This window comes from Mycobacterium sp. C31M, assembly GCF_053345865.1.
Genome location: NZ_JBKFAX010000018.1, coordinates 24,502 through 50,849 on the forward strand (window position 1 = coordinate 24,502; position 26,348 = coordinate 50,849).

23 protein-coding genes are annotated in these 26,348 nt (G+C 67.7%); 15 read left to right on the forward strand and 8 right to left on the reverse strand.

The annotated features are described in order from the left end of the window. Positions 1 to 18: 18 nt before the first annotated feature. A complete protein-coding gene (locus ACLBYA_RS24630; RefSeq protein WP_447712081.1) occupies positions 19 to 435 on the reverse strand; it encodes a nuclear transport factor 2 family protein in 417 nt (138 codons plus the stop codon). A 97-nt stretch (positions 436 to 532) separates the two neighbouring features. Between ACLBYA_RS24630 and ACLBYA_RS24635 the strand changes: the two genes are divergently transcribed. Beyond that, the gene (locus ACLBYA_RS24635) at positions 533 to 1,297 is read left to right on the forward strand and encodes a TetR/AcrR family transcriptional regulator C-terminal domain-containing protein (RefSeq protein ID WP_447712082.1); all 765 of its coding nucleotides are present in this window, start codon (positions 533 to 535) and stop codon (positions 1,295 to 1,297) included. Positions 1,298 to 1,306: 9 nt separating this feature from the next. After that, positions 1,307 to 1,987, forward strand: a complete 681-nt coding sequence (locus ACLBYA_RS24640; RefSeq protein ID WP_447712083.1) for an SIMPL domain-containing protein — start codon at positions 1,307 to 1,309, stop codon at positions 1,985 to 1,987. Here the strand turns inward: ACLBYA_RS24640 and ACLBYA_RS24645 are convergent. Continuing rightward, positions 1,984 to 3,171 carry an alpha/beta hydrolase family protein gene (locus ACLBYA_RS24645; protein ID WP_447712084.1) on the reverse strand — a complete coding sequence of 396 codons (1,188 nt, stop codon included), beginning with the start codon at positions 3,169 to 3,171 and terminating at the stop codon, positions 1,984 to 1,986. The two genes, ACLBYA_RS24640 and ACLBYA_RS24645, sit on opposite strands and share 4 nt — an antisense overlap. Positions 3,172 to 3,310: 139 nt before the next feature. On the opposite strand from ACLBYA_RS24645, the gene ACLBYA_RS24650 reads away from it, so the two are divergent. Together ACLBYA_RS24650 and katG are read left to right on the forward strand one after the other, a co-directional pair. Continuing rightward, the gene (locus tag ACLBYA_RS24650; protein WP_447712170.1) at positions 3,311 to 3,721 is read left to right on the forward strand and encodes a Fur family transcriptional regulator; all 411 of its coding nucleotides are present in this window, start codon (positions 3,311 to 3,313) and stop codon (positions 3,719 to 3,721) included. A gap of 32 nt (positions 3,722 to 3,753) precedes the next feature. Further along, a complete protein-coding gene (gene katG, locus ACLBYA_RS24655; RefSeq protein ID WP_447712085.1) occupies positions 3,754 to 5,940 on the forward strand; it encodes a catalase/peroxidase HPI in 2,187 nt (728 codons plus the stop codon). Positions 5,941 to 6,069: 129 nt separating this feature from the next. Here the strand turns inward: katG and ACLBYA_RS24660 are convergent, their stop codons facing one another. Continuing rightward, on the reverse strand, positions 6,070 to 7,014 hold the full coding sequence (locus ACLBYA_RS24660) for a DUF808 domain-containing protein (RefSeq protein WP_447712086.1): 945 nt from the start codon (positions 7,012 to 7,014) through the stop codon (positions 6,070 to 6,072). Positions 7,015 to 7,340: 326 nt separating this feature from the next. Between ACLBYA_RS24660 and ACLBYA_RS24665 the strand changes: the two genes are divergently transcribed. After that, positions 7,341 to 10,310: a Kelch repeat-containing protein gene (locus tag ACLBYA_RS24665; protein WP_447712087.1), complete on the forward strand. Its 2,970-nt coding sequence runs from the start codon at positions 7,341 to 7,343 to the stop codon at positions 10,308 to 10,310. A gap of 31 nt (positions 10,311 to 10,341) precedes the next feature. Then, positions 10,342 to 11,205 (forward strand): hypothetical protein, encoded by an 864-nt coding sequence (locus ACLBYA_RS24670; protein WP_447712088.1) that lies wholly within the window; start codon positions 10,342 to 10,344, stop codon positions 11,203 to 11,205. On the opposite strand, the gene ACLBYA_RS24675 is transcribed toward ACLBYA_RS24670, so the two are convergent. Further along, positions 11,202 to 11,789 (reverse strand): helix-turn-helix domain-containing protein, encoded by a 588-nt coding sequence (locus ACLBYA_RS24675; RefSeq protein WP_447712171.1) that lies wholly within the window; start codon positions 11,787 to 11,789, stop codon positions 11,202 to 11,204. The two genes, ACLBYA_RS24670 and ACLBYA_RS24675, sit on opposite strands and share 4 nt — an antisense overlap. Positions 11,790 to 11,856: 67 nt before the next feature. Here ACLBYA_RS24675 and ACLBYA_RS24680 point away from each other — a divergent pair, with 67 nt between their 5' ends. Beyond that, positions 11,857 to 14,097, forward strand: a complete 2,241-nt coding sequence (locus ACLBYA_RS24680) for a molybdopterin-dependent oxidoreductase (RefSeq protein WP_447712089.1) — start codon at positions 11,857 to 11,859, stop codon at positions 14,095 to 14,097. A gap of 12 nt (positions 14,098 to 14,109) precedes the next feature. Beyond that, a complete protein-coding gene (locus tag ACLBYA_RS24685; protein ID WP_447712090.1) occupies positions 14,110 to 14,613 on the forward strand; it encodes a pyridoxamine 5'-phosphate oxidase family protein in 504 nt (167 codons plus the stop codon). On the opposite strand, the gene ACLBYA_RS24690 is transcribed toward ACLBYA_RS24685, so the two are convergent. Beyond that, positions 14,610 to 14,876 (reverse strand): GNAT family N-acetyltransferase, encoded by a 267-nt coding sequence (locus ACLBYA_RS24690; protein WP_447712091.1) that lies wholly within the window; start codon positions 14,874 to 14,876, stop codon positions 14,610 to 14,612. The genes ACLBYA_RS24685 and ACLBYA_RS24690 overlap by 4 nt on opposite strands. Next, positions 14,866 to 15,822, reverse strand: a complete 957-nt coding sequence (locus ACLBYA_RS24695) for a pirin family protein (protein WP_447712092.1) — start codon at positions 15,820 to 15,822, stop codon at positions 14,866 to 14,868. The genes ACLBYA_RS24690 and ACLBYA_RS24695 overlap by 11 nt, the downstream gene beginning before the upstream one ends. Positions 15,823 to 16,069: 247 nt before the next feature. Between ACLBYA_RS24695 and ACLBYA_RS24700 the strand changes: the two genes are divergently transcribed. After that, on the forward strand, positions 16,070 to 16,546 hold the full coding sequence (locus ACLBYA_RS24700; protein ID WP_447712093.1) for a hypothetical protein: 477 nt from the start codon (positions 16,070 to 16,072) through the stop codon (positions 16,544 to 16,546). Between the two features lie 54 nt (positions 16,547 to 16,600). Here ACLBYA_RS24700 and ACLBYA_RS24705 read toward each other — a convergent pair whose 3' ends face one another. Continuing rightward, a complete protein-coding gene (locus ACLBYA_RS24705) occupies positions 16,601 to 16,891 on the reverse strand; it encodes a WhiB family transcriptional regulator (protein ID WP_447712094.1) in 291 nt (96 codons plus the stop codon). 338 nt (positions 16,892 to 17,229) lie between these two features. On the opposite strand from ACLBYA_RS24705, the gene ACLBYA_RS24710 reads away from it, so the two are divergent. Beyond that, the gene (locus ACLBYA_RS24710) at positions 17,230 to 17,913 is read left to right on the forward strand and encodes a transcriptional regulator (RefSeq protein ID WP_447712172.1); all 684 of its coding nucleotides are present in this window, start codon (positions 17,230 to 17,232) and stop codon (positions 17,911 to 17,913) included. Positions 17,914 to 17,920: 7 nt separating this feature from the next. On the opposite strand, the gene ACLBYA_RS24715 is transcribed toward ACLBYA_RS24710, so the two are convergent. Further along, the gene (locus tag ACLBYA_RS24715) at positions 17,921 to 19,168 is read right to left on the reverse strand and encodes a MinD/ParA family ATP-binding protein (RefSeq protein ID WP_447712095.1); all 1,248 of its coding nucleotides are present in this window, start codon (positions 19,166 to 19,168) and stop codon (positions 17,921 to 17,923) included. A 270-nt stretch (positions 19,169 to 19,438) separates the two neighbouring features. Here ACLBYA_RS24715 and ACLBYA_RS24720 point away from each other — a divergent pair, with 270 nt between their 5' ends. The 5 genes from ACLBYA_RS24720 to eccCa are packed head-to-tail and all read left to right on the forward strand — an operon-like array spanning position 19,439 to position 26,313. Further along, complete coding sequence (locus ACLBYA_RS24720; RefSeq protein WP_447712096.1) at positions 19,439 to 20,293, forward strand: ESX secretion-associated protein EspG; 855 nt, start codon at positions 19,439 to 19,441, stop codon at positions 20,291 to 20,293. An 8-nt stretch (positions 20,294 to 20,301) separates the two neighbouring features. Beyond that, positions 20,302 to 20,805 (forward strand): YbaB/EbfC family nucleoid-associated protein, encoded by a 504-nt coding sequence (locus tag ACLBYA_RS24725; RefSeq protein WP_447712097.1) that lies wholly within the window; start codon positions 20,302 to 20,304, stop codon positions 20,803 to 20,805. Continuing rightward, positions 20,798 to 22,519, forward strand: a complete 1,722-nt coding sequence (eccA, locus tag ACLBYA_RS24730; protein ID WP_447712098.1) for a type VII secretion AAA-ATPase EccA — start codon at positions 20,798 to 20,800, stop codon at positions 22,517 to 22,519. The genes ACLBYA_RS24725 and eccA overlap by 8 nt, the downstream gene beginning before the upstream one ends. A gap of 12 nt (positions 22,520 to 22,531) precedes the next feature. After that, complete coding sequence (gene eccB, locus ACLBYA_RS24735; RefSeq protein WP_447712099.1) at positions 22,532 to 24,082, forward strand: type VII secretion protein EccB; 1,551 nt, start codon at positions 22,532 to 22,534, stop codon at positions 24,080 to 24,082. Then, a complete protein-coding gene (gene eccCa, locus ACLBYA_RS24740; RefSeq protein WP_447712100.1) occupies positions 24,079 to 26,313 on the forward strand; it encodes a type VII secretion protein EccCa in 2,235 nt (744 codons plus the stop codon). The genes eccB and eccCa overlap by 4 nt, the downstream gene beginning before the upstream one ends. Positions 26,314 to 26,348 lie beyond the last annotated feature (35 nt).

Genomic DNA, 26,348 nt, shown 5'->3' on the forward strand with positions numbered 1-26,348 from the left:
CGTTCTCGTGTCACCGCATCAGAAGTCGCCCCAGCCGCCCTGGACCATGGTCTGGAACTTCCACGCGCCATCGACCTTCATCAGCAGATCGCCGTAACGGACCTGTTGGCTGAAATCGCCCATGGTGATGGTGGCGTCGGTGATGACGAACACCAGGTTCTCGTTGACGAAATGCGGCGTGCGCACCGATTCCATGTCGACCGCGTCGTCGCCGGCCAACTGCTCGGTCATCTGCGCGATATAGCTTGCGCGGTCGAATGATTCGGCCTTGGTATCGCTGACCTCGTTGATCGGGAAAACCGCCTGATCGGCCATCGCCTCGGCGTCCTTGGCCACGGCCAGCGCGTCGAAATGTGCGAACCACGAGAGCACCGCCGCGGTATCGGCATCGGTGGGGGTGAAGCTCGCGGCTTGGGGAACGGTCTGCGCTGCCATGGCATCCTCCTGTGAGAAACAATGTACATCGTACACTGTACATAGTACGGGTATCTTTGCCAGGCGCTGTTTAGGATCCTGGAATGGAGGTGATGACATGTCCGGCGACAAGCAGCGCACCAGTGCGGGGGATCCCGTGCGCACGCTGGAACTGCTGTGGCGTGAGCCCGGCCAGGCCTCGACACGGGGACCTCGGCAGCGGATCACCGTCGAGCAGGTCATCACCGCGGCGATCGCGATCGCCGATGCGCAGGGACTCGGTGCGCTGACCATCCGCGCGGTGGCCGGCGCGCTGAACGTCGCGCCCATGGGCATCTACACCTATGTGCCCGGCAAGGCCGAAATGCTCGACCTGATGCTCGATACCGTCTACCGGCAGATGCCACGCCAGAGCTACGGGGATATGGATTGGCGGGCAAGGATTTCCAACGTCGCTGTCGAGAACCGCGCGTTGCTGGAGCGGCATCCCTGGGTGGCCGACCTGCCGACCACGAGGCCGCCGCTCGGACCGGGCCTCATCGCGAAGTATGACCATGAATTGCATGCTTTCGACGGACTCGGCCTCAGTGACCTGGACATGGACGCGGCGCTGACGCACGTTCTCGGATTCGTCACCGCGGTCGCCCGGATCGCCATCGAGGCTCGGGCCGCGGCCGACGACAGCGGCGAAACCGACGAGCAATGGTGGCAGCGGGCGGGGCCGCTGCTGGACCGAGCACTCGACGCCGACCGTTACCCCCTCGCGGTGCGCGTCGGCACCGTCGCCGGCCAGACGCACAACAGCGCCTACGACGCCGACCACGCCTTCGACTTCGGCCTGGCCCGGGTGCTGGACGGTCTGGCCGCTCTCATCGAGACCTAGGCTGGGGACATGCCGACCGAGATCACGGTGCGCGGGTCCTTCTCAGCCTTCCTACCGCCCGAGCGGGGCACGGTGCACGCGACCATCGCCTACGAGGGACCCGAGATGGGGCCGGTGTATGACCGGGTGGCTCGGGACCTCGCCGCGGTACACGAATCGATCACCCGGTTGCAGGACCTCGACCCCGCACCGGTGACGTGGTGGTCGGCCGAGCAGTTGCGCACGTGGTCGAACCGTCCGTGGAATTCGGACGGAAAGCGGCTGCCGTTGGTGCACCACGCCAGCGTCGGAGTGCAGGTGAAATTCCGCGATTTCGGCGCGCTGTCGCAATGGGTCGGACGGCATATCGCCGGCATCGGGGGCTTTCGTGTGGCACAGGTCAATTGGGCTCTGACCGAGGCCCGTCGGGAGGTGTTGGCGGCCGATGCCCGCACCCGTGCGGTGCGCGATGCCGCCGCCCGCGCGCAGCAGTACGCCGATGCGCTGGATCTCGGCGCGGTGCGCCCGGTGGCCATTGCCGACGCCGGCATGCTCGGCGCGCAACTGCATCCGGAGGGTGGGCACGGCGGCACTTTCCTGCGCGCGGCGGCCGCCCCGGCAGGCGGCGCACCCGATGTGGAGCTGGTGCCCGAGGACATCGAGGTCGCCGCGACGGTAGACGCGCGGTTCGTCACCAGCGGCGGGGCCTAGCCTCCGAAAGCGTTGCGCAGAAAGGGCGTCGAGTCGACCAACGAGGCCAGCACGGTCCCGCTGTGGTCCTCCTCCGGATAGATCCGCAGTTCGACATCCTGATTGTTGGCGTCGAGCTGCTCGTAGAAGGCCAGTGTCGACGCCGGCGGGACGTCACGGTCCAGCAGGCCAACTCCGAGGAAGATGGGTCGGTCGTAACCGGTGACCGGGGTTCCCATGAACTCGTTGAGGGCCGCCTCGATACCCGGGATCGACAGCAGCGGCCGGCTGAACATCGCCGCCGGGCTCAGGTGTGCCAGCTCATCGGTCAGGGGATGCACGCAGACGGTCTCGGCCCGCGCGGCGGCATCCAGGCCGGCCGGGGACAGCACGCTGTTGATGTCGAGATCCGGACGGGCCTCGCGCAGCGCGGCGATGATGTAGGCCGTGTAGGCATTGGCGACCGGACCCAGCTCGGGCAGTTGCAGATCGGGCCCGGCCTGGGCGACGAATTTCTGGATATTGGCCGGGGTTCCGGTCGCGACCACCCCGCGGTAGTCCAGACCGCTGTCCGCGCTGAACTCGGTGGCCCACCGGGCGCTGGCGACGGCGGCACCGCCACCTTGGGACTGCCCGACGATCGCCCACTGCGGTGACAATGCCAGCGGCATCTGGTGGGCCGCGATCACCGAATCGATCACGCCGTGTGCGGTGGCGACACTGTTGAGGTAGCTCATCAACCCGGGTGTGCCCAGTCCGGCGTAGTCGCTGGCGACCACGGCGTATCCCTGGTCGAGCCAGTGGGTGAGGTACTCGTTGTCGCGCGGGGTACGGGGCAGTGCCGAGGGTGTGCAGTCATCGCCGAGGCCGACGGTGCCGTGCGCCCATGCGATCACCGGATAGCCCCCCGGCGGGGCCGGTGCGTGCGGAACGAACACCGCCGCGGTGCTGACGGCCGGGGCATCGTGCTGATTCGTGGTGGCGTACAGAATCCGGTAGGCCGCGCCCGCACCGGTGAGTGAGAGTTCGGGCGCGAGCGGCACAGTCTGGATCAGGGTGCCGGCGGCCGGGATAGGGCCGGCGAAGAAGCGGGCGTCCAGGCCCGACCAGTTCGGCGCGTTGGCATGCGCGAGCCCGGGCACGGTGAGGATGACGGCGAGGACGAACAGTAGACAGGCGCGCGACGCGCGTCGCAGAGCGGGCATGGGTCAACCCTATGTTGATGCCGCCGTGGGGCACCGGGGCCGTCGGACTGTCCATCAAAACCACCCCGATCTTTATCTTGACTAATTCCAGAAAACGGGACAGACTCGGTTTGTGGCGACTGCAGAGGAATTTCAGCAGATGCTGCGGGGCGCATCACTACGTGTGACGCGTCCACGGGTGGCGGTGCTCGGCGCCGTCCACCGGCATCCGCACACCGATACCGATTCGGTGATCCGCGCCGTGCGTGCCGAACTGCCGGATGTATCGCATCAGACCGTCTACGACTCGCTCAACGCGTTGACGGCAGCCGGCCTGGTGCGTCGTATCCAGCCATCCGGCTCGGTGGCTCGCTACGAGTCGAGGATCGGGGACAACCACCACCACGTCGTATGCCGATCGTGTGGGGTCATCGCCGACGTCGACTGTGCGGTCGGGGAGGCTCCCTGCCTGACCGCTTCCGACGATCTCGGGTTCGCCATCGACGAAGCCGAGGTCATCTATTGGGGCCTGTGCCCCGATTGCATTGCCCAGCAGAGTATTTCGCAGTAACCAGTCCGACAGCCCCGGAAAGGATCTACCCAGTGCCTGAGACAAGCCCCCCGATCGGCGAGGCGCAGACCGAGCCCACAGAGGCTCAGTGCCCGATGCTGATCAAGCCGCCCGTGGAGGGCGGCAGCAACCGTGACTGGTGGCCCAACGCGGTCAACCTGAAGATTCTGCAGAAGGATCCCGAGGTCATCAACCCGCATCCGGGCTTCGACTACCGGGAAGCAGTCAAGAGCCTCGACGTCGATGCGCTGGCCGCCGATGTCGATGCCGTGATGACCGACTCGCAGGACTGGTGGCCGGCCGACTTCGGTCACTACGGCCCGTTCTTCATCCGCATGACGTGGCATGCCGCCGGCACCTACCGGGTGGTCGACGGCCGCGGCGGCGGCGGCAAGGGCATGCAGCGTTTCGCGCCGCTGAACAGCTGGCCCGACAACGTCAGCCTCGACAAGGCCCGTCGCCTGCTCTGGCCGGTCAAGAAGAAGTACGGCAAGCAACTTTCGTGGTCGGATCTGCTGGTCTACGCAGGTAACCGCGCGCTGGAGCACATGGGCTTCAAGACTGCCGGTTTCGCTTTCGGTCGGCCCGACTACTGGGAGCCCGAGGAGGACGTCTACTGGGGCGCCGAGCACGAGTGGCTGGGCAGCCAGGAGCGTTACGCGAGCGCCAACGGCGACCGCACCAAGCTGGAGAACCCGCTGGGCGCCAGCCACATGGGTCTCATCTACGTGAACCCCGAAGGCCCGGAAGGCAATCCGGATCCGCTGGCGGCAGCCACCGATATCCGCGAGACCTTCGGCCGGATGGCGATGAACGATGTCGAGACCGCGGCGCTGATCATCGGCGGCCACACCTTCGGCAAGACCCATGGCGCCACGACGGTGGAGAACGGCGTCGAGCCCGAGGCCGCCGGACTGGAGCAGCAGGGCTTCGGCTGGGCCAATTCGGGTGTCGGCAATGACACCGTCAGCTCGGGACTCGAGGTCACCTGGACCCACACCCCGACCAAGTGGGACAACAGCTTCCTGGAGATCCTCTACGGCAACGAGTGGGAGCTCACCAAGAGCCCCGCGGGTGCCAACCAGTGGACGCCCAAGGACGGCGGCTGGGCCAACTCGGTTCCGGAGGCCCAGGGCACCGGCAAACGCGCTCCCGGCATGCTGACCACCGACCTCACCATGCGGGTCGACCCGGGCTTCGAGAAGATCACCCGGCGCTGGCTGGACCACCCGGAGGAGCTGGCTCAGGAGTTCGCCAAGGCCTGGTTCAAGCTGCTGCACCGTGACCTCGGTCCGGTGGCGCGTTACCTCGGTCCCCTGGTTCCCCAGGAGACCTGGCTGTGGCAGGACATCATCCCGGCCGGTACCCCGGTCAGCGATGCCGATGTCGCCACACTCAAGGCCGCCATCGCGGATTCGGGTCTATCGGTCTCGCAGCTGGTCTCGACCGCGTGGAAGGCGGCCTCGTCCTACCGCGGCAGCGACCTGCGTGGTGGTGCCAACGGCGGCCGGATCCGTCTGCAGCCGCAGATCGGCTGGGAGGCCAACGAAACCGACGAGCTGACCCAGGTGATCAGCAAGCTCGAGGAGATCCAGGCCTCGGCCGGCGTCGCGGTGTCCTTTGCCGACCTGGTCGTGCTCGGCGGCGTCGTGGGCCTCGAAAAGGCCATCAAGGCTGCCGGATTCGATGTCGAGGTGCCGTTCACCTCGGGCCGTGGTGATGCCACCCAGGATCAGACCGATGTCGAGTCGTTCGGTTACCTGGAGCCCAAGGCCGACGGTTTCCGCAACTATGTCGGCAAGGGTCTGTCGTTGCCGGCCGAGTACCAGGTCATCGATCGGGCGAACCTGCTCGGTCTGTCCGGCCCCGAGCTGACCGTGTTGATCGGTGGGCTGCGGGTCCTGGACACCAACTACGGCGGCACCAAGCTCGGTGTGTTCACCGACAACCCGGGTGCGTTGACGAACGACTTCTTCGTCAACCTGCTCGACATGGGCACCAAGTGGGGACCGTCATCGGCTGACGACGGCACCTATGTCGGCACCGACCGCGCCACCGGTGCCGAGAAGTACACCGCCAGCCGGGTCGACCTGCTGTTCGGGTCGAACTCCCAGCTGCGCGCGCTTGCCGAGGTGTACGCCGAGGACGACGCGAAGGAGAAGTTCGTCAAGGACTTCGTCGCCGCGTGGACCAAGGTCGCCAACTCGGACCTGTTCTAATCTGCAGCCCGCAATCCAGGCCGGTCCCCTCGGGGGCCGGCCTGGTTGTGGTTTCGGGATGCGTTTGACGCTGCGTCCACGGCGACAAAGTGCGAGAAGGGTGCGCCCTCGGCACAGAGTCGACGAGATTCAGTGCGCGGCGGCTTTCTTCTTGCCCAACGGCAGGAAGTGCACGATGGTCGCGACGACGGCGCCGATCACCAGACCCACGATCGCCGAGATGCCGGTGTTGACCAACCAGGCGACGCCGCCCTCGGCGAAGCCCACTGCGTGCGACACCCAGTGCTCGGCGTCGTGCACCAGGTCATACGGCGGACGCAGCCCCGCCTCGTAACTCTGCGCCAGCAGGATGTGGCCGCCGACCCAGAGCATCGCCACCGTGCCGATGATCGACAACGACGACAGCACCTTGGGCATGGCGGCAACCAGGCCGCGGCCCACCTTCTGCGCGAAGGCCGAACTCCGTTGCGCCAGCGCCAGTCCGGCGTCGTCCATCTTCACGATCAGCGCGACCACGCCGTACACCGCCGCGGTGATCACGATGGCCACCACGATCAGGCTGGCCAGCCGCATCCAGAACGTCTGCTCGGCCACCTCGTTGAGGGCGATGACCATGATCTCGGCGGACAGGATGAAATCGGTGCGGATGGCGCCTGCCGTCATCGTCTTCTCCGCGTCCTCACCCTCGACGGCGGCGGGTGCGGCGTGGGCATCCTTCCCGGAGATCCAGCCCCATACCTTCTCGGCGCCCTCGAAACACAGGAAGGTCGCACCCGCCATCAGCAGGTACGGCAGCGCCCACGGCGCGAAGATGCTGAGCAGCAGCGCGGCGGGCAGGATGAAGACCAGCTTGTTGCGCAGCGAGCCGATCGCGATGCGTTTGATCATCGGCAACTCGCGGGACGCGCTGATGCCCTGGACGTACTGCGGGGTCACCGCGGTGTCGTCGATGACGACACCGGCGGCCTTCGCCGTCGCCTTGCCGGCCGCGGCGCCGATATCGTCGACCGACGCGGCCGCCAGGCGTGCCAGGGCGGCGACATCGTCGAGGAGTCCGAACAGACCTGCGCTCATATGCCGAAGGCTAGTCGGTGCGTGCAGCCCGTGTGATCCCGGCGCGACAACGTATACCCAACGTTTGCCTGGTTGCCGGCCAAGGCGGCGGCGACGTCGTGGACGGGTATCGGAGGCGCTACCTCCAGATGTCTGCAACAATATTTGCCATAAATGATTTCGAAGGCGCCTGCTATGTATCGTTCGGTATGCAAGAAATGACTATTAGCCAGCTAATATTGTTCGAGAAGTTTGCGTACAGACCAGTTACATGCGGAAACGTAAATATTTGCTAAACTTCGTGAACACGTAGCGAAATCCTGGCAAAGCTGTAGCAGTATCTGCGCATGGCCCGAGAGCGCAGGGGCGAGCCCACACCGGCCCAAGGACGGGGCGGTATCGCCGACGAGTTGGCAGCAGCGGACTTCCTGCATGCCGTCGAAGTGGGCAGGGGCGGCGCCGGCGTCGTCTACCGCTGCTACCAGACCTCACTGGCCCGCAATGTCGCCGTCAAGGTGATGGCCTCCGACCTCGACGGCGACAGCCGTGAACGGTTCCTGCGCGAGGGCTACGCGATGGGCAGGCTGTCCGGACATCCGAACATCGTGAACATCCTGCAGGTCGGGGTCACCGAGAGCCACCGGCCGCTGATCGTCATGCCCTACTACGCCGCCAGCTCGCTACAGGACCGGCTGCGCCAGGTCGGCCCCATCGCCTGGCCCGAGGCCCTGAAGATGGGTGTGAAACTGTGCGGCGCGCTGGAGACGGCGCACCGGGCGGGCACCCTGCACCGCGATATCAAACCGGCCAACGTGCTGCTCAACGATTACGGTGAACCGCAGCTGAGCGACTTCGGAATCGCCCGCGTGGCCGGCGGGTTCGAAACACGGACCGGCTTCTTCACCGGCACCATTGCGTTCACCGCGCCCGAGGTGCTCAGCGGCAACCCGCCGACGGTCGTCTCCGATGTCTACTCGCTGGGCGCGACGCTGTATGCGCTCATCGCCGGTGCCGCGGCGCACGAGCGCAGATCCGGCGAGGAACTCGTCGCGCATTACCTGCGGATCGGGTCGACACCGGTGCCCGACATGCGGCCCGGCGGGATTCCGGCCGACCTGTGCGCGGTCATCGAGAAGGCGATGTCGATCGATCCCGCGGGCCGGCAGGCCTCGGCGGCCGAGTTGGGTCACGATCTGCAGGCCGCGCAGCGCCGCAACGGGTTGGTTCCCGACACCATGGCGATCAGTGAGGCCGCCGGTGAGCAGGAGCACACGGTGGCCGCCGAGGCGGTGCGACTACCGTTGCCGGGCAATCACTCCGGCGGACGCTCGGGGCCGGTGAGTGCACCGGACGCCCCCACACCACACGCCATGAACCTGGCGCACATGCCATGGTCCGGCCAACAGCACTCGGGCCCGCCTGCGCCCCCGAAACGGGACAACCGCAAGACCCTGCTGATCATCGGCGCGGCCGCCGCCGCGGTCCTGCTGGTGCTCGGCGGGATTCTCGTGCTGACATCGCGCGACGGTGGGGATGAGCCGGCGACGGCGAGTGCGAGCAGGCCGACAACCGCCGAAACCCAGGCCGGTTGGGCACCGATCACGAATGCCCGCGTTGCCCGCCAGGCCGCGGCGACGACCGAGGCCGATGGCACCATCTGGATCTTCGGGGGTGTCGGCGCCGACGGTCAGGTCAGCGGCCGGCACGAGGGATATGACCCGGCGATCGACAACTGGAAGGGCGGCGACGACCTGCCGGTGCCGGTGCAGCACGCCATGTCGGTCACCTGGCAGGGAAATCCGGTGGTGCTGGGTGGGTGGCGAGCCGAGGGCAGCAACACCAAGGTCGCCACCGACCAGGTGTGGCGCGTCATCAACGGGCGCTGGGTTGCACTGCCGCCGCTGGCGCAGCCCCGCGCCGCGGGCGCCGCCGCGGTGGTCGGGGACCGGTTGGTCGTGACCGGCGGTGTCGACGCCGACGGCCGGATGCTCGAGACCACCGAGGTGTTCGACGGCACCGCATGGTCGCTGGGGGAGGACCTGCCGACACCGCGCCAGCTGCTGGGTGCGGCCTCGGACGGCAAGCGGATATACACGGTGGGCGGTAACGACGGAAACGCCGACCTGGCCACGGTCGAAGCCTACGACCCGGCCGCGGACTCCTGGGCGACGCTACCCGCCATGCCTCAGCCACGAAGTGATCTGGGTGTGGCCATGGCAGATGCCAGGCTGGTCGCGGCTGGTGGTGTGTCCGGTGGCCAGACGCTCAAAACCGTTGCCGTGCTGGATATCGCAACGAGCTCGTGGTCCGAGCTACCGGAGATGAGCACCCCGCGACACGGTATGGCGCTCGCCGCCGTCGACCGGTCGGTGTACGTCATCGGCGGCACCCGCGGCGATGACACCCAGGTCACCTCGACTGCCGAGACGTTGAAGCTGCTGCCCCGTACGCTGCAGCCGGCGTCGGCTTGGCGGTCGCTGCCGGATGCGCCCAGTGCCCGGCTGATGATGGCGTGGACCGTGCTGGACGACAAGATCTGGATCGCCGGCGGTATGACGCATGGCGAAACCCTGCAGACGGTGCAGAGTTTCGACCCGCAGACCGGTTCGTGGCAACCGCAGCCGCCGCTGCCGATTCCGCTACACCACGCCACCGCGGCCACCTATCGCGGTGAGGTCGTGGTCATCGGCGGCTCCACCGACGAGCTTGCCCAGGGATCGGACAAGGTATACGCGTTGCGCGGCAACAGCTGGGTCGAACTGCCCAGCCTCAACCACGCCCGGACCGCCGCTGCTGCAACGGTTGTCGGTGACAAGCTCATCGTCGTCGGTGGGCAGAACGAGAAACAGCTCGTGCCGCAGACCGAGATCTTCGACGGGCAGTCGTGGACGGTTGCCGCGGACCTGCCGACCCCGCGAGAACACCTCGCGGCGGTGTCGGACGGGCAGTATCTGTACACCGTCGGTGGCCGCTTCCTGTCTGCCGACAAGAACTCCGCGGCGTTCGAACGGTTCGATCCGGCGTCGGGCGAATGGACCACATTGGTCGAGATGCCCACTCCGCGTGGCAGCTACGGTGCGGCGTTCATCGACGGCCGCATCGTCGCGATCGGAGGCGAGGAGCCGACCCGGGTCCTCACCGCGGCCGAGATGTACGACATCGCCCCGGGCAAGTGGATGGCGTTACCGCAGATACCCACCGCCCGGCACGGAGAGGTGGTCGCCGTGGTCGGGAACACCGTGTACGCCATCGGCGGTGCCGACCGGCCGACCCACGAAGGCGCTGTCGGGGCGGTCGAGGCCCTGGACTTCAACTAGCACAGCCATCCACCACAACCCGGAGGTCACCATGGTTCAAGTCCGAAAAGCCCTGTCGGCCTGTGCCGTCGCCGTTGCGGCAGTGGCCGCGTCCGTCGGATTCGCCGCGCCGGCCCAGGCGTTCTACGTGCTGAACCATGAGGCGATCACCCGCGCCGCGTTACCTGCCGATCAGGTCACCGAAGATGCGATGTTCCAGATTCTGGTGGGCCCGCCACCCGGTGGCGGCGTGGTGGGCAGTGACGCGTTCGCCACCGAGGAGTGGCGCCACCTGGACAATTCGGCCAACCCGTTCGACATCTGCGCCAAGGCGCGAACCGCCTGGGATGTGTTCTCGCCGGTGCTGCTGAGTGGGTCGGTACTCACCGGCGGCAACCTGGTGGATGGACCGGCAGCCCGCGCGGCCTTCGGCGCGCTGCTGCACACCCAGCAGGATTTTTATTCACATACCAACTGGGTGGAGTTCGCCGCCGCCACCGGTGACGCCTACCGCATCGCGCCGCCCATCTTCCCGGCCTGCAACCCGATGGACTTCCCACCGGACCTGCACACCGGCTTCTTCAATATGGACTTCTCCCAGGAGTTTCCGCTGGAGGGCTGCCCGCCTGCGGGCCCGCCGCCGCCCTTTACGGAATGCCATCTGAACATGGCCAAGGACGGGCCGGGCGACATCCGGGGCGGTGCACCGGCACCCGGCCTCAGCGCCACTCACTATGACGTCGCCAGCCAGTCGGCGACCGTGGCCACCACGAATCTGTATCACCAGTTGCGCGGTCTGGTGGCCGCCACCAACGGCGAGCCCGCGGCCACCATGTTGTTCACCACCGGTGGGCCGGAATGGATCTATCCCGAATTGCAGCAGGTGTACCGGGGGGTCGTCGGGCACGTGCACTAACGGCGCAGCACACCGTTGAGCACCAGATCGGTGAGCGCGGTGCTGACCTGCTCGACATCGGTGCTGTGTCGGACACAGACGGCGTACCAGGCGCCGCCGGCGATGACGTCCATCAGGGTGTCGGCGTCGACGGCGCGTGCCGTCCCGGCGGCGGCCGCGTCGGCGACCCGGCTCGTCAGGTCCTGGCGCGCCGTGGCCTCCAGTCGATCGCTGATCACCTTGCGCATCTCCCGATCACCACGCAGATCTGCCAGCAGACCCGGAATCGTCTCTCGGACAACGGGGTCACCGTACATGCGGACGGCACCGCGGCACAGTCGGGTGATCTCGGCCCGGAAGTCGTCGGCCGGCGTCTCGGGGCCGAGGTCGGGGAACACCGCCTCGTGCACCAACGCGGCCTTCGATCGCCAGCGCCGGTACACCGCGGGCCGGCTGACCCCGGCCCGTGCGGCGATCAGGTCGATGGTGGTCGCGGCGTAGCCACGCTGCACCAGCAGATCCCGGGTCGTCGACAGGACGGCGGCGTCGATCGCGGGATCGCGGCGCGAACCCTGTCGGCGGTGCCGTGTTCCGGTGTCGTCGATTCTGACCTCCCATTCCGGGTTTGTCGATACAGTCTGTCACAACAAACTGGTCAGGAGGAGATCTCCCATGAACCTCGAGCTGGCCCCGGTCGGGGCCGACGGCCATCACCTCTACACCTGTCCGCTGTGTGAGGCCATGTGCGGGCTGGATATTCAGGTCACCGGCGGCAAGGTCGCCGGCATCCGCGGCAACCCCGACGACACCTGGAGCCACGGCCACATCTGCCCCAAGGGCGCCACCCTCGGGTCGGTGCACGAAGACCCCGATCGCATCCGTCATCCGATGATCAAGGTGGCCGGACAGTGGCGGGAGGTCAGCTGGGACGAGGCATTCCGGCGCTGCACCGAACTGCTCGCACCCGTCATCGCCGAGCACGGTATCGGCGCCGTCACCGCCTACACCGGTAACCCACTGGCGCACTCGTTCTCGCTGTCCCGCTACGCCGGCATCCTGCTGGGCATGTCCGGGATCCCGGTGACCTACTCCCCGGGCACGGTCGATCAATGGCCGAAGAACCTCACCAGCCATCTGATGTACGGCGGCTGGTGGTCGGTGCCGGTGCCGGACATCCAGCACACCGACCTGTTCATCGTCATGGGTGCCAATCCGGCGGCGTCGCAAGGATCCTTGTTGGCCGCCCCGGACGTGATGGGATTGATCGACGGCATCCGGGAGCGCGGAAGGGTGATCGTGATCGACCCGGTCCGCACGCAGACCGCCGCTCGCGCCGACGAATGGTTGGCCATCACGCCCGGCACCGATGCGGCGTTACTCCTGGCCGTCGTGCACACGCTGTTCGACGAGGATCTGGTGAGCCTGGGCACCGTGGCGCCGCATATCGATGGACTGGAGCAGCTGCGGGCGGTCGCCACCGACTGGGCGCCCGAATCGGTCACGGCTGTCACCGGCATCGGTGCCGACCGCATCCGGGAGCTGGCCCGCGAGATCGCCGGAACCGAACGGGCGGTGGTGTACGGACGAATCGGGTTGTGCAATCAGGAGTTCGGTAGTCTTGCGAGCTGGCTCGTCGACATCGTGAACATCCTCACCGGACATTTCGACAGCCGCGGCGGGCTGATGTTCCCGCAGCCGGCGGCATGGTCGATCACCACCCAGCCGCTACCCGGGTTGGAGGACGGCGCACCGGAATTCGGCCGCTTTCGTACCCGGGTGCGCGGCGCCAAGGAGGTGCTCGGCCAGGTACCGGTGTCGTGTCTGGCCGAGGAGATCGCCACCCCGGGCCAGGGCCAGATCCGGGCGCTGATCACGGTGGCAGGCAACCCGGTGCTGTCCACCCCGGGCGGGCACCGGCTCGACGAGGCGCTGCCCGGCCTCGACGCGATGATCGCGGTGGATCTGTGGCTCAACGAGACCACCCGACATGCCGATGTCATTCTGCCCGGACTGTCCCCGTTGGAGCAGCCGCACCACGACGACCTGATCCTGCAGTTCGCGGTCAACAGCATCGCCAACTACTCCGCGCCCGTCTTCGCCCCCGACGACCCGGACCGGCCCGAGGAATGGGAGATCCTGATCCGGCTGACCGGCCTGTGCACCGGCACCCCTGCCGAGGACGTCGACGTCGCCGCCATCGACGACGGATTCTTCGACTACCTGGTGTTCACCCGGGGTCTCGACGGCGCCGAGGTGCGCAAGCACTATCCGCACGGTGGGCCCGAACGCGTGCTCGACCTGACGCTGCGCACCGGGCCGTTCGGCGACCGCTACGGCGAGAACGCCGACGGGCTGACCTTGGCCAAGCTCAAGGAGCACCCCAACGGCATCAACTTCGGACCGATGCAGCCGCGGCTGCCCGGTGTACTGGGGACCGCCGACGCGAAAGTCCGCCTGGCGCCGCAATATCTACTCGACGACCTGCCCCGACTGGCCGCCCGGTTGGAACGTAGCCCCGACGACCTGGTGCTGGTGAGCCGTCGGCACCTGCGCTCCAACAATTCCTGGCTGCACAACGTCGGACCGCTGATGAAGGGTCGCGACCGCTGCACCCTGCTGATGCACCCCACCGACGCCGAGCGCCACGGCGTCACCGACGGCGAGGTGGTTCAGGTGGCGTCCGAGGCCGGCGCGGTGCAGGTGCGCCTGGAGGTGTCCGACGCCATCCGGGCCGGCGTGGTGTCCATGCCGCACGGCTGGGGACACGGTCTGCCAGGTACCCGGCTGGGCGTGGCCAATCATTCACCCGGGGTGAACACCAATATCCTGTCGCCGCCGACCTTCCTGGACGAACCGTCGGGCAACGGGGCGCTCAACGGTATCCCGGTGACCGTCACCACAGCGGCGCCCTGATAAGGATTGATCATGGGAACCAATCAGCGCGCGAAGATCGTGATGGCCGATGACGAGATCACCGAGTTCATCGACCGCAGTCGCACCGCCACGATGGCCACGGTGCTGCCCAACGGTCGCCCGCACCTGGTGGCCATGTGGTACGCCGTACTCGACGGCGAGATCTGGTTCGAGACCAAGGCCAAATCGCAGAAGGTCGTGAATCTGCGTCGCGACCCGACGATCACCGTGTTGGTCGAGGACGGGCACACCTACGACACATTGCGCGGGGTGTCGATCGACGGTACCGCCGAGATCATCGACGATCCGGACACCAATCTGCGGGTCGGCATCAGCGTGTGGGAGCGCTATACGGGGCCCTACACCGAGGAGATGAAGCCGTTCGTCGAGCAGATGATGAACAACCGCGTCTCGGTGCGGGTGGTGCCCGGCCGGGTCCGCAGCTGGGATCACCGCAAGCTCGGTATGCCCGCGGTTCCGTTGGGCGGCAGCACCGCCCAGTATCTGCAGAGCTAGGGGTTCTTCGCCAGGTACTGGGTGACCATCGAGCAGTACGACTCGATGCGCAACCCGGCGGAGCGGGTGGCGGCCACCGTCTCGGCCACCAGTTGGGTACCCAGGCCGCGCCCGCCGAACGCGGGGTCGATCTCGGTATGGGTGAAGATCCGCACACCGTCGCGGTCGTGGAAGTCGACGAGACCGACCTGGCGGCCGTCCAGCGCAATGGTGAAGCGATTGTCGCCGGGCGTCACCACGGCCGGATTCTGTTCAGCGCTCACGGGGTTTGAGCCTAGTGCCGGGCATCGACGGTGCGGGCAGCCTGTCGACCGGGCCCCGGTAACCGAGCACCTCGCCGAACTGTGAACTGCCGTCTTGCCAGGCCTGCCGATAGGCGACGATTTCGTCGTGGCTGCGCCCGACGAAATTCCACCACATGAGCAGCGCCTCACCGAACGGCGGGCCACCCAGCAGGATCGCCCGAGCCGGACCGTTTCCGGTGTTGGTGATCCCGAGCCGGGCGCAGCCCGGCGACTGGTAGCCCAGATCCGCACGTTGCAGGGTATTGCCGCCGACGGCCACCGTGCCCTCGTCCAGCAGCACACCATGTTCGAACTCGTGTTCCACGTCGAGTGTGACGGTGGCGCCGGGCGCCAGGTCGAGTTGGGCGCCCAGCAACGGGCTGAAGGTATGCACCGGTGACCGGGTTCCGGCGAGGCGGCCGAGGAACACACGCAGCGTCGCGCCCTCGATCTGCTCTGGTTCGGGCACGTAGTGGGCGAAGTCGCGGGCAGTGCCGCGGTCGGCGTCGGGCAGGGCGACCCACAGTTGCACACCGTGCAGTGTGGTGGTGGCCGCCGTCGAGACCTCGGAATGGCAGATGCCGGCGCCGGCGGTCATCAGGTTCAGCTCCCCCGGGCGCACCAGCGCATGCACGCCTCCACTGTCGCGATGCTCGATCTCACCGCTGAAAAGCCAACTCACGGTTTGTAATCCGGTATGCGGGTGCGGGGGCACGTCCATGCCCGCCCCAGCGCGCACGTCGTTGGGACCGTAATGGTCGGCAAAGCACCAGGCGCCGACCATGGACCGCTCCCGCGAGGGCAGCGTCCGGCGGACCGACATGGCACGCGGCCCACCGAGCGGTACTTCACGGGCATGCAGAACACCGGTGAATGAGGATGCGCCGCAATCGACTTCGTCGGGAGCTGGGTCGGCGTTGCTCACCGGACAAATGTAACCCTGTGGTGACGGTGCCGGCATGTCGCCTCTCGGCAAGTGGTCGCACGCAGCGACAGTTCTCTAAGTGGTACCCGGGGCATGTCCGGCACCGTCGGTCATCTCAACGGGTGTAACCCCGCCCGCTATTCCGTGGTCTGCGCGGTGATGACCATCACGGCTGGTGGGCGTCAAAATTGACGCTTCAGAAGGTAGAATCGTACTGGCGAGTAACTTCTTGAAGGGTTGGCGGACGATGGCGCGTCGGGGCGCTTTTGTGCTGGTGAGCGCGGTTTCCGCGCTGACGATGTCGGTGAGTGCGGCGGCACCCGCGACCGCGGCGCCCGCGGGGTCGACGGTGATGCCGATGACCAGCGTCGTGCGGGCCTGTGATTTCAGTGTTGCCGAATACACCTGGCGCACCGGGTACGCCCGGGCGGTCACTGTGGTGCACCCGGCGGCCGGTCGTGTCGTCCCGGTCGAGGTCCAGTTGCAGACCGCGGTGCCCAACACCGACTACTACGTCAAGGTCTTCCAGATGCCGCGCGGTTCGGCGGATTGCGGGGTGGCGCCGATCGGCGTGCGCACCGATGGTCTGGGTGCCGCCACCGTCACGGTGAACACCCCGGTCGACTCCGGCACCACCGGGATCTGGGTCTCCGTGGAACGGCCCGACCCGCACTCCCAGCAACCCGCCGAGATCTACACCTCGGATTTCATCGCCAAGGTCTGACAGGCCGCGCCCCCGCTGCCGGCCCCTCGAAAGCGGCAGCGGGAGCGGGCTGATCTAGGCGGACTCCAGAAAGAGTCGGCGCATCCGGACCGGATAGCCGTTGCGTTCGGCGAGCGAGCGCAGCTGTTTCAGGGCAAAGGTGCGGCCGCGCCCCGACTCGGGAATCACGATGCCCGCCCACAAACCCTCGGCGCGCGGCAGCTCGCAGGCCTCCCGCGCGCATGCCCAGCGGCGTGGGCACAGCCGGCAGATCGACTTGGCCGCCTCGTCGGCGGTGTTCGTCCAGCGCTCGGGATCGCGGGTGCATTCGCCGACCGGCAATCCGTCCAGGCCCAGTGCGTTCATGTGTGTCCCCCTCGTACGGCGGCGTGGCTGCCGCATTGCGGACGAATCTAGAGCACAAACTGTAGCAATGCAACAGTTAGTTGAAGGAAAGTGAAGCGGCGGGCGCGGATCGGTAATGCGATCCACGCCGCTGCTAGAGCGATCATGTGCTGGTTTGCGCCAAAAGGCCAGTGAATACGCAACAGTTAAACTGTTGCATTGATACGGTTATAAAAGCGTTGCGGACGCTTGAACTGCACCCCAAGCCATAGCACTGCTCCAGGTTTCGCTACGATCGACGAACCCGATTCGGGGACCAGAAGGGATACGGCGTGGTCGAAACCGGCGACGATCCCGGGATGGTCCGGGCGGGTGCCGCCGCGGCAGCGCGTCGCCGTGAACTCAACGTCAGCCAGCGCAGTCTCGCCGCCGACGGGGTCATCAACGCCGGCGCGCTCATCGCCTTCGAGAAGGGCCGTAGCTGGCCACGCCTGGGCACCCGCACCAAGCTCGAGGCGGTCCTGCAGTGGGAGCCGGGAACCATCGAGCGAATCCGGCGCGGCGAGCCGGGCGGCCGCCCCGCGCCGGCCCGTGCGCCGGCCGCCGCCGACGAGCTACCGCTGATCGCGCAGGCCGTCGCCGCCGCCGCCAACACCTTTGCGGGCACCATCGCAGCACTGCCCCCGGTGACCGCCCCAGATTTCACCGCGCGGACGGTCGCGATCCTGGCCGATCTGCGTCAGCTCGAGGCGGTGGCGGCGCGCGCCGCCCGGATCCAGGTGACCCCCGATCTGATCCGCGCGCTGAGCGCGGTGCGCAGCCGCATCGACGAACTCACCGTGCTGGCGGCGACGGCATCGACGGCGACCCTCGGTCAGCGGCTCTATGCCGCGCGACGCCGCGCCAACCTCACCGTCGGCGAGACCGCACAGGCGGCCGGGGTCGCCGAGGACTGCGTCTCCGGGGCGGAGGCCGAACATCCGATCAGCGCCGAGGATGCGCAGGCGCTCGACCGGCTGATCGCTCAGATCGACTGGACCTGAACCGAATTCAGAACCGTTCCCGGTTGCGGTCGTCGTGGGTCGGGAAATGGGCGGCCAGCGCCGCGGCGATCTCGACGAACTTGCGCCGGGTCTGTGGCGACATCACCGCGCTGCCGGCGATGACCCCGCCGGGACGCAACTGCCCGTCGAAGGGCACCTCCACGACGGCTTGGCCCTGCCCGGCGAACTGCTGGGCCAGGATGCTGCGGGTGCGCTTGTCGGCGTGTCCGTCCGAATCGTTGAGCACGACGACCGTGCGCTGCAGCAGCCCGGTCAGCCCGCGGGCGGCCAGCCAGTCCATCGTTTGTCCCGCGGCGGCGGCGCCGTCGACCCAGGGCGAGGACACCACGATCAGGGCATCGAGATCGCGCAGCACCTCCTGGGTGACCGGGCTGTCCATGGTGGAGCTGCAGTCGACGATCGAGATGGTGAAATGCCGGTCCAGCCGGGCGGTGGCCTCTCGGTAGATCGCCGGGTCCAGGACCCGGCGCCGGGCCGGGGTGCCCTCGCCGGCCAGCACGAACAGGCCGGCGGCATTGTTGCCGACCCGGCCGCGGATATCGGCGAAGGTGTCCAGATGCTGATCTCCGGCCAATTCCCAGTACGAGCCGACCGCCTTGGGGTCCACCCGGCTGCCGAGCTTGCCGAACGCGGTATCGGCGTCGATCGCCACCACACGGTCGTCCTGGCGCAGTTCGGCGAGCACCGAGCCGACGCTGGCCGACACCGTCGTCTTCCCCACCCCGCCCTTGCCCAGCACGCCGATCTTGTAGTGACCGCGCAGCGCCCCGCGGATGCGCGCCTCCAGCTCCGCCTGGTGCACCTCATCGGGTGATGGGCCCAGGTTGATCAGCCCGAACGATGCACGGAACAGCAGGCGGCGCCAGCCCCGACCGGGCGGGGTGCGCTGTACGGGCACCAGGTCGTGGACCGGGATCCGGTCGGCATAGGACGCCGGTGGTGCCGGTGGGGTGACCCGACCCGGGGGCGGTGGCTGCTGCGGCCACGGCGGCGGGTTGTACGGGGGCGGCCCTCCCGGGGGTCGCGGGGCGGCAGGCCGAGCCTGCTGCTGCGGCCATCCCGGCGGCGCCGCGGGCGGCGGAACCTGCCGCTGGCCGGGAATGGGTCCGGTGTCCACACCGCGCGGCGGATGCGGAGTCGGCGGCACGCCGGGGCCGGCGGTGGGCTCGAAGTCGGAGTCCTCCGGACCGGTCCAACCCAACTCCCGGCGCAGTGCGTCATCGCGGTCGGTCAACGCATCCTCCTCGTGAATTCGCCCTGGTGTATCCACCCAAGTATCAACCACGACCCCCTCGGCACCGGGGACCGGCGGTGCCCGGCAAACGACCGGTCATCCCCGCGGTGCGCTCCAGAATTGGTGCATCCGGGGTACTCCGGCCGCTGTTAGGGTCGTCAGAGTCCTGGTGTGCGCAAAGCGGGGAAAGTGATGCCGATTACGGTGAATCCGGAGCGCGGACCGGCGTGACGCGACGATAGTTCTCCAAGGGGGAGGGGGATGTAGCCGATGACCAGTTCCTTCGCCGGTCACGGCGAACCCACGCACTATGACGATGTCGTCGCCGTCGAGGTGACGATCGACGGCATGTTGGTGATCGCCGACCGTCTGCAACTCGAAGAGTTCCCGCCCTCGCTGGGTATCCGGCCGAACATCCCGCAGCCGGAGCTGCGCGACAAGGTCTGGGGTCAGGTCGCCCGCGACCTGACCGAGCAGGGGGTGCTCGACGCCTTCGGCGCGCCGCACCCTGAGGTGGCGGCGATGACGGATACGTTGTCGCGTCCCGACCGCACCCTGGAGGGGCGCTGGTGGCGCCGCGACATCGGCGGCAAGATGGTGCGTTTCGTGGTGTGCCGCAAGGGTGAGCGCCACGTCATCGCGGCCCGCGACGGAGACCTGCTGGTGCTGCAACGGGTGGCGCCGCAGGTGGGTCTGGCCGGCATGGTGACCGCGGTGCTGGGTCCGGCCGAACCGGCCGATGTTGAACCCATGACAGCGATCTCCACCCGGCTGGCCGAGTCCCGAACCCCGAATCAATTGTCGCAGTTCGGCATTGCCCCGGCCTCGGCCCGGACCTATGCCGAGGCGACGGCCAACCCGAACAGCTGGGTGGAGATCACGGCCTCCGAACGGCACTCCGGGGGCACCTATACCCAGGCCGACGTGGCCGCCGGGGTGCTCGATTCAGCGGAGGGCCGCATCGTGTCCATTCCCCGCAGGGTCAACGGCGAGCTGTACGGCAGCTTTCTGGCCGGCACCCAGGACAACCTGCAGCGTGCCCTCGACGGGCTGATGTCCTTCCTCCCGGCGGGGGCTTGGTTCGAGGCCAAGGCCGAGCCGACCTACTACGACGACGGAGATTGAGAAGTCCCATGGCGGGCAGCGAGCCCTTTGACGACTGCGACGACGTCGGCGCCGACGAGCCGGGCGAGGGCCTGGCTGCCTTCGACGCCTTCTTCGAGGTACCCGGTGCCGCCGGCCCATCGGATCTGGACGACTTCGACGGGCCGCTCGCCGATGCCGAGCAGGCCGTCGGCGAGCCCCTCTTCACCGTCACCAACCCGCCGGGTACCGTTACCGTCTCGGCCGCGTTGGATGGCCGGATCCACCGGATCGAGCTGTCCCCGGAGGCGACCGTGGACGCCGACACCGAGGATCAGCTCGCCGCCGAGATCGTCGTCATCGCCGACCTGGCCACCCAACAGGCCCGCTCCGCGCAGTTCTCCTATGTGCTCGAGGGCATGCTGCACCACGGTCATGACACCGTCGATACCCGCGACTTCCTGACCCGCAGTGTGGGACTGCCCTCACCCGAGGATGCCCGGGCGGCGCAGGCGCACGTCTTCTCGACCCGGTACGCAGGTGAGCATGACTGAGCATCTGGCGGGCCTGTTCGGCTCGGCGGTCGGCATGCTGCCCAGCGCACCGGCCCGATCCCTGGAGTTGTTCACCGAGATCACCGCGGCCGACGAGACCGCCTGTGACGCCTGGGTCGGCCGGATCCGGTGCGGTGACACCGACCGCGCCACGTTGTTCCGGGCGTGGTTCTCGCGGAACAACTTCGGGCAGCTGGCCGGCGCCGCCGAGATCTCGATGAACAGCCTCGGTGCGCGCATCCCGATCGGTGGGCTCTACGGCGACATCACCTATCCGGTGAACTCGCCGCTGGCCATCACCATGGCCTTCGCCGTCCGGGAGGCCGCCGAGGGCAACTACGCCGACGCCATGGAAGCCTTGGACGACGCACCGGCGATGGGCGGCGAGTACCTGGTGTCCTGGATCCGCGCGGTGATCTACGGGGCGGCCGAACGCTGGACCGATGTCATCGACGAGGTCCGCCCGGCGGGCAACTGGCCGGACAAGTTCCTCGGTGCTGCGGGCGGTGTCGCGCACGGTGTGGCGGTGACCAATCTCGGACTGTTCACCGAGGCCGAACGGCGCCTGACTGAGTCCAACTCGTCCCCGGCAGGCGAGGCATGTGCGCCGGCGATTGCCTGGTACCTGGCAATGGCACGGCGCAGCCAGGGCAACGAGGACGCGGCGCTGGCCCTGCTGGAATGGCTGCAGGCCACCCACCCGTCCCCGAAGGTGACTGCGGCCCTGCGAGATCCGGCCTACCGGCTGGTCACGACGAGCGCCGAGAAGATCGCGCAGCGCACCGATCCGTGGGATCCGGGCAGCGTGGTCGCCGACACCTCGGGCCGGGAGAAACTGCTCGCCGACGCCCAGTCCGAACTTGACCGCCAGATCGGACTGGGGCGGGTCAAGGAGCAGATCGAGAAGTACCGGGCGGCCACTCAGATGGCGCGGGTGCGCGCCGCGCGCGGTATGAAGGTGGCCCAGCAGTCCAAACACATGGTGTTCACCGGGCCGCCCGGCACCGGTAAGACCACCATCGCCCGGGTGGTGGCCAACATCCTGGCCGGGCTCGGTGTCATCGCCGAACCCAAACTGGTCGAAACCTCGCGCAAGGACTTCGTCGCCGAATACGAAGGGCAGTCGGCGGTCAAGACGTCACGCACCATCGACCGGGCACTCGGCGGGGTGCTGTTCATCGACGAGGCCTACACCCTGGTACAGGAGCGCGACGGCCGGGCCGACCCGTTCGGCACCGAAGCGCTGGACACCCTGCTGGCCCGGATGGAGAACGACCGCGACCGGCTGGTGGTGATCATCGCCGGGTACAGCGCCGATATCGACCGGCTGCTGGAGGCCAACGACGGTCTGCGGTCCCGGTTCGCCACCCGCATCGAGTTCGATTCCTACGCCGCCGAGGAGATCGTCGATATCGCCAAGGTCATTGCCGAGTCCAATGATTCGCAGCTCAGCGACGAGGCCGCCAAGCGGGTGCTGGAGGCCGCGACCTTGCTGCACGACCGGCTGCTCAACGGCAAGCCCGCCCTGGACATCGCCGGAAACGGCCGGTACGCACGACAATTGGTGGAGGCCGGCGAGCAGAGCCGCGATATGCGGCTGGCCCGCTCACTGGACTTCGAGAGCCTCGGTGTGGAGCAGCTCAGCGAGATCAGCGGTGAGGACATGACCGCGGCGATCGACGTTGTGCACGGCCGGCTGAACATCGGCGAGTAGGCCGGGGCAGGTATGGCGGGATTCAGACTCACCACCAAGGTGCAGGTCAGTGGATGGCGATTCCTGCTGCGCCGCGTCGAGCACGCCATCGTGCGCCGCGACACCCGGATGTTCGACGACCCGCTGCAGTTCTACAGCCGCGCGGTGATGTGCGGTGTCGTCATCGCCGTCGTCATCTGCCTGGGCGCCGCGCTGCTGGCCTATTTCAAACCCCTCGGCAAGCGCGGTAGCGACACCCTGCTGGTCGACCGCACCACCAATCAGCTCTACGTGATGGTGCCCGGTTCGGACAGCATCCGTCCGGTCTACAACCTGACGTCGGCACGGCTGGTGCTGGGCAACGCGGCCACCCCGTCGGCGGTCAAATCCGAGGAACTGGATCGGATGCTCAAGGGCCAGCCGATCGGTATCCCGGGTGCGCCGTATGCGACACCGGTGGGTGTGCCGACATCGACATGGTCGTTGTGCGACAACGTGATCAAGCCCGAGAGCGTGGCCCCGACGGTCGACACCTCGGCCCTGGTCATGCCGCTGGCGGTGGACGCCTCGGTGGGACCGATGCGCCCCAGCCAGGGTGTGCTGGTGACCTACGAGGACCGCACGTGGTTGGTCACCGCGGACGGCCGCCACGCCATCGACCTTGCCGACCGCGCCGTCACCTCGGCGGTGGGCATCCCGGTCACCGCCCGGGCGACCCCGATCTCGGAGGCGCTGTTCAACGCGCTACCCAATGTCGGTCCGTGGAAACTCCCCGCGGTGCCGGGCGCCGGGGTACCCAACAACCTCGGGCTGCCGCCGAATCTGGTTGTCGGCTCGGTGTTCCGGACCCTGAACAACGATATCGAGCAGCGTTACGTCGTGTTGACTGACGGTGTGGCCAAGGTCAACGGCACCACGTCGGCGGCACTGCGCGCCACCAATTCCTTCGGGCTGATCACCCCACCCTCGGTGGAGGCCAGCGATGTCGCCAGCATCGCCGAGCAGGTGTTCGTCTCACCGCTGCCGGATCAACCGATGGACATCCGGTTGCGTCAGGATGCGCCGACACTGTGCTGGTCCTGGCAGCGCGACCCCGGCGATCAGGGCCCTCGACAGACCGTGATCAGCGGCCGGCACCTGCCGGTCCCGGCGGCGAGGATGAACGGCGGTATCGACCAGATATCAGGTAACGCCACGGTTTTCATCGACGGCGGGCAGTTCATCCGGCTGCAGTCACCGGACCCGCGCTACGGCGAGAGCCTGTACTACATCGACCCGCAGGGCGTGCGGTACGGCCTCCCCAACGAGGACACCGCGGCCTCGCTGGGGCTCAGCGGCCCGCTGACCGCGCCGTGGCAGGTGGTCAGCTGGCTGATCGACGGGCCGGTGCTGTCGAAGCAGGCGGCACTGCTCGAGCACGACACGCTGCCGCCGAGTCCCAACCCGCGCAAGGTGACCGGTGAACTGGCCGCACCCGCGGCGGGCGCGGTCCCGGCCGCCGGCGCACCGGTCCCGGCGCCGGGCGGCAACCTGCCTGCGCAGGCCCCCGGATCCCCGCTTCCGCCGGAAGGAGCAGGTGGATGACCACCAAGAAATTCACCCCGATCATCAAACGCGGACCACGCCTGACCCCGGGCGAGATCAACATCGCCGCACCGGATGACCTCGGCATCGATATCCCGCCGTCGGGTATTCAGAAGGCGCTGCCCTGGGTGATGGGTGGCGGCATGCTCGGCATGATCGCGATCATGATCTTCACCGGTATCCGGCAGCTGTCGCCGTACATGTTGATGATGCCGCTGATGATGATCATGGCGACGGTCGGATTCATGGCCGGCGGCGGCCCGGGCGGCAAGCGGGTCCCCGAGATCAACGCCGACCGCAAGGAATACCTGCGCTACCTGGCGGGGTTGCGCACCCGGGTGACGACGTCGGCGGCCGCGCAGGTGACGTTCTTCAATTACCACGCACCACATCCCGAGGATCTGCTGTCGATCATCGGGACCAACCGGCAGTGGTCACGGCAGTCCAATGCCGACTTCTTCGCCGCCGCGCGGATCGGTGTCGGCTCCGAACCGGCGGTCGACCGACTGCTCAAACCGTCGGTGGGTGGTGAACTCGGCGGGCCGTCGGGGGCGCCGCAGCCGCATCTGGAGCCGGTCAGCCACATGTGGTTGATCAAGTTCTTGCGCACCCACGGCCTCATCCACGATTGTCCGAAACTCGTGCAGCTGAGGACCTTTCCCACCATCGCCGTCGGTGGTGACGCCGAGCGTGCAGCCGCGCTGCTTCGGGCGATGATCTGCCACCTGGCGGTGTTCCATCCGCCGGACTTGATGCAGATCCGGGTGCTGGTCGACAACCCGGAGGACCCGGACTGGGCCTGGCTCAAATGGCTGCCGCATGTGCAGCACCAGACCGATACCGACGCCGCCGGACCGACCCGGCTGGTGTTCACCCGTCCGGACGGGCTGTCGGACCTGACCGCGCGCGGTCCGCACACCGCCGATGCGGCGCCCAGCGGGCCATACGTCGTGGTGATCGACCTGACCGGCGGCAAGGCCGGTTTCCCGGTCGACGGGCGGGCCGGCGTCACCGTCATAACCCTGGGTAATCACCGCGGGTCGGCGTACCGCATCCGGTTGGATCCCGACGGCAGTGCCGACGACCGGCTGCCCAACCAGACCTTCCGTCTGGTCGCCGATACCGCCGACGAGATGACCCCGGCACAGGCCGGCCGCCTCGCGCGCAAGCTGGCCGGCTGGTCCATCACCGGGACGATCATCGACAAGAGCACCAGGGTGCACAAGAAGGTCGCCACCGAATGGCATCAATTGGTGGGTGCGCAGTCTGTCGAGGAGGTGACCCCGTCGCGCTGGCGGATGTTCACCGACACCGACCGGGACCGCCTGAAGATCCCGTTCGGCCACGAGCTCAAGACCGGTGAGATCTCCTACCTGGACATCAAGGAGGGCGCTGAGTTCGGTGCCGGTCCGCACGGCATGTTGATCGGGACAACGGGTTCCGGTAAATCGGAGTTTCTGCGCACACTCATCCTGTCGCTGGCGGCCACCCACCACCCCGATCAGGTGAACCTGCTGCTCACCGACTTCAAGGGCGGTTCGACATTCCTCGGCATGGAGAAGCTGCCGCATACCGCGGCCGTCGTCACCAACATGGAAGAGGAAGCCGAACTCGTCAATCGCATGGGTGAGGTGCTCTCCGGCGAGCTCGACCGCCGCCAGTCCATCCTGCGGCAGGCCGGTATCCAGGTCGGTGCGGCCGGTGCCCTCTCCGGTGTCGCCGAGTACGAGAAACACCGGGAACGCGGTGCCGACCTGCCCCCACTGCCGACACTGTTCGTGGTGGTCGACGAGTTCGCCGAGTTGCTGCAGAACCACCCGGATTTCATCGGGTTGTTCGACCGGATCTGCCGCGTCGGCCGGTCTCTGCGGGTGCACCTGCTGCTGGCCACCCAGTCGCTGAACACCGGCGGTGTCCGGATCGACAAGTTGGAGCCCAACCTCACCTATCGAATCGCATTGCGTACCACCAGCTCCGCGGAATCCAAGGCGGTGATCGGGACGCCGGAGGCCCAGTACATCACCAATAAAGAGAGCGGTGTCGGGTTCCTGCGGGTGGGTATGGAGGACCCGGTGAAGTTCCGCAGCGTCTACACCGGCACCAACTACGTGCCGGCCTCGGCGATCAGCAACCAGGGTGATTCGGCACAGCGGATCCACGTGCCCAGCCAGGTCCGGATCCAGCCGTTCACGGCGGCGCCGCTGATGGATGCCTCGGGGGTGACATCGTGACTTCCAGCGAGAAGCCGAACGCTGGTCGCGCAATG

What these genes read in the sequence shown, in the direction of transcription:
- eccCa (WP_447712100.1), top strand. Translation starts at nt 24,079, where the DNA reads ATGACCACCAAGAAATTCACCCCGATCATCAAACGCGGACCACGCCTG.
- ACLBYA_RS24725 (WP_447712097.1), top strand. Translation starts at nt 20,302, where the DNA reads ATGGCGGGCAGCGAGCCCTTTGACGACTGCGACGACGTCGGCGCCGAC.
- ACLBYA_RS24660 (WP_447712086.1), bottom strand. Translation starts at nt 7,014, where the DNA reads ATGAGCGCAGGTCTGTTCGGACTCCTCGACGATGTCGCCGCCCTGGCA.
- ACLBYA_RS24630 (WP_447712081.1), bottom strand. Translation starts at nt 435, where the DNA reads ATGGCAGCGCAGACCGTTCCCCAAGCCGCGAGCTTCACCCCCACCGAT.
- ACLBYA_RS24700 (WP_447712093.1), top strand. Translation starts at nt 16,070, where the DNA reads ATGGCGCGTCGGGGCGCTTTTGTGCTGGTGAGCGCGGTTTCCGCGCTG.
- ACLBYA_RS24680 (WP_447712089.1), top strand. Translation starts at nt 11,857, where the DNA reads ATGAACCTCGAGCTGGCCCCGGTCGGGGCCGACGGCCATCACCTCTAC.
- ACLBYA_RS24720 (WP_447712096.1), top strand. Translation starts at nt 19,439, where the DNA reads ATGACCAGTTCCTTCGCCGGTCACGGCGAACCCACGCACTATGACGAT.
- ACLBYA_RS24665 (WP_447712087.1), top strand. Translation starts at nt 7,341, where the DNA reads ATGGCCCGAGAGCGCAGGGGCGAGCCCACACCGGCCCAAGGACGGGGC.
- eccA (WP_447712098.1), top strand. Translation starts at nt 20,798, where the DNA reads ATGACTGAGCATCTGGCGGGCCTGTTCGGCTCGGCGGTCGGCATGCTG.
- ACLBYA_RS24640 (WP_447712083.1), top strand. Translation starts at nt 1,307, where the DNA reads ATGCCGACCGAGATCACGGTGCGCGGGTCCTTCTCAGCCTTCCTACCG.
- ACLBYA_RS24710 (WP_447712172.1), top strand. Translation starts at nt 17,230, where the DNA reads ATGGTCCGGGCGGGTGCCGCCGCGGCAGCGCGTCGCCGTGAACTCAAC.
- ACLBYA_RS24650 (WP_447712170.1), top strand. Translation starts at nt 3,311, where the DNA reads ATGCTGCGGGGCGCATCACTACGTGTGACGCGTCCACGGGTGGCGGTG.
- ACLBYA_RS24705 (WP_447712094.1), bottom strand. Translation starts at nt 16,891, where the DNA reads ATGAACGCACTGGGCCTGGACGGATTGCCGGTCGGCGAATGCACCCGC.
- eccB (WP_447712099.1), top strand. Translation starts at nt 22,532, where the DNA reads ATGGCGGGATTCAGACTCACCACCAAGGTGCAGGTCAGTGGATGGCGA.
- ACLBYA_RS24645 (WP_447712084.1), bottom strand. Translation starts at nt 3,171, where the DNA reads ATGCCCGCTCTGCGACGCGCGTCGCGCGCCTGTCTACTGTTCGTCCTC.
- ACLBYA_RS24685 (WP_447712090.1), top strand. Translation starts at nt 14,110, where the DNA reads ATGGGAACCAATCAGCGCGCGAAGATCGTGATGGCCGATGACGAGATC.
- ACLBYA_RS24670 (WP_447712088.1), top strand. Translation starts at nt 10,342, where the DNA reads ATGGTTCAAGTCCGAAAAGCCCTGTCGGCCTGTGCCGTCGCCGTTGCG.
- ACLBYA_RS24635 (WP_447712082.1), top strand. Translation starts at nt 533, where the DNA reads ATGTCCGGCGACAAGCAGCGCACCAGTGCGGGGGATCCCGTGCGCACG.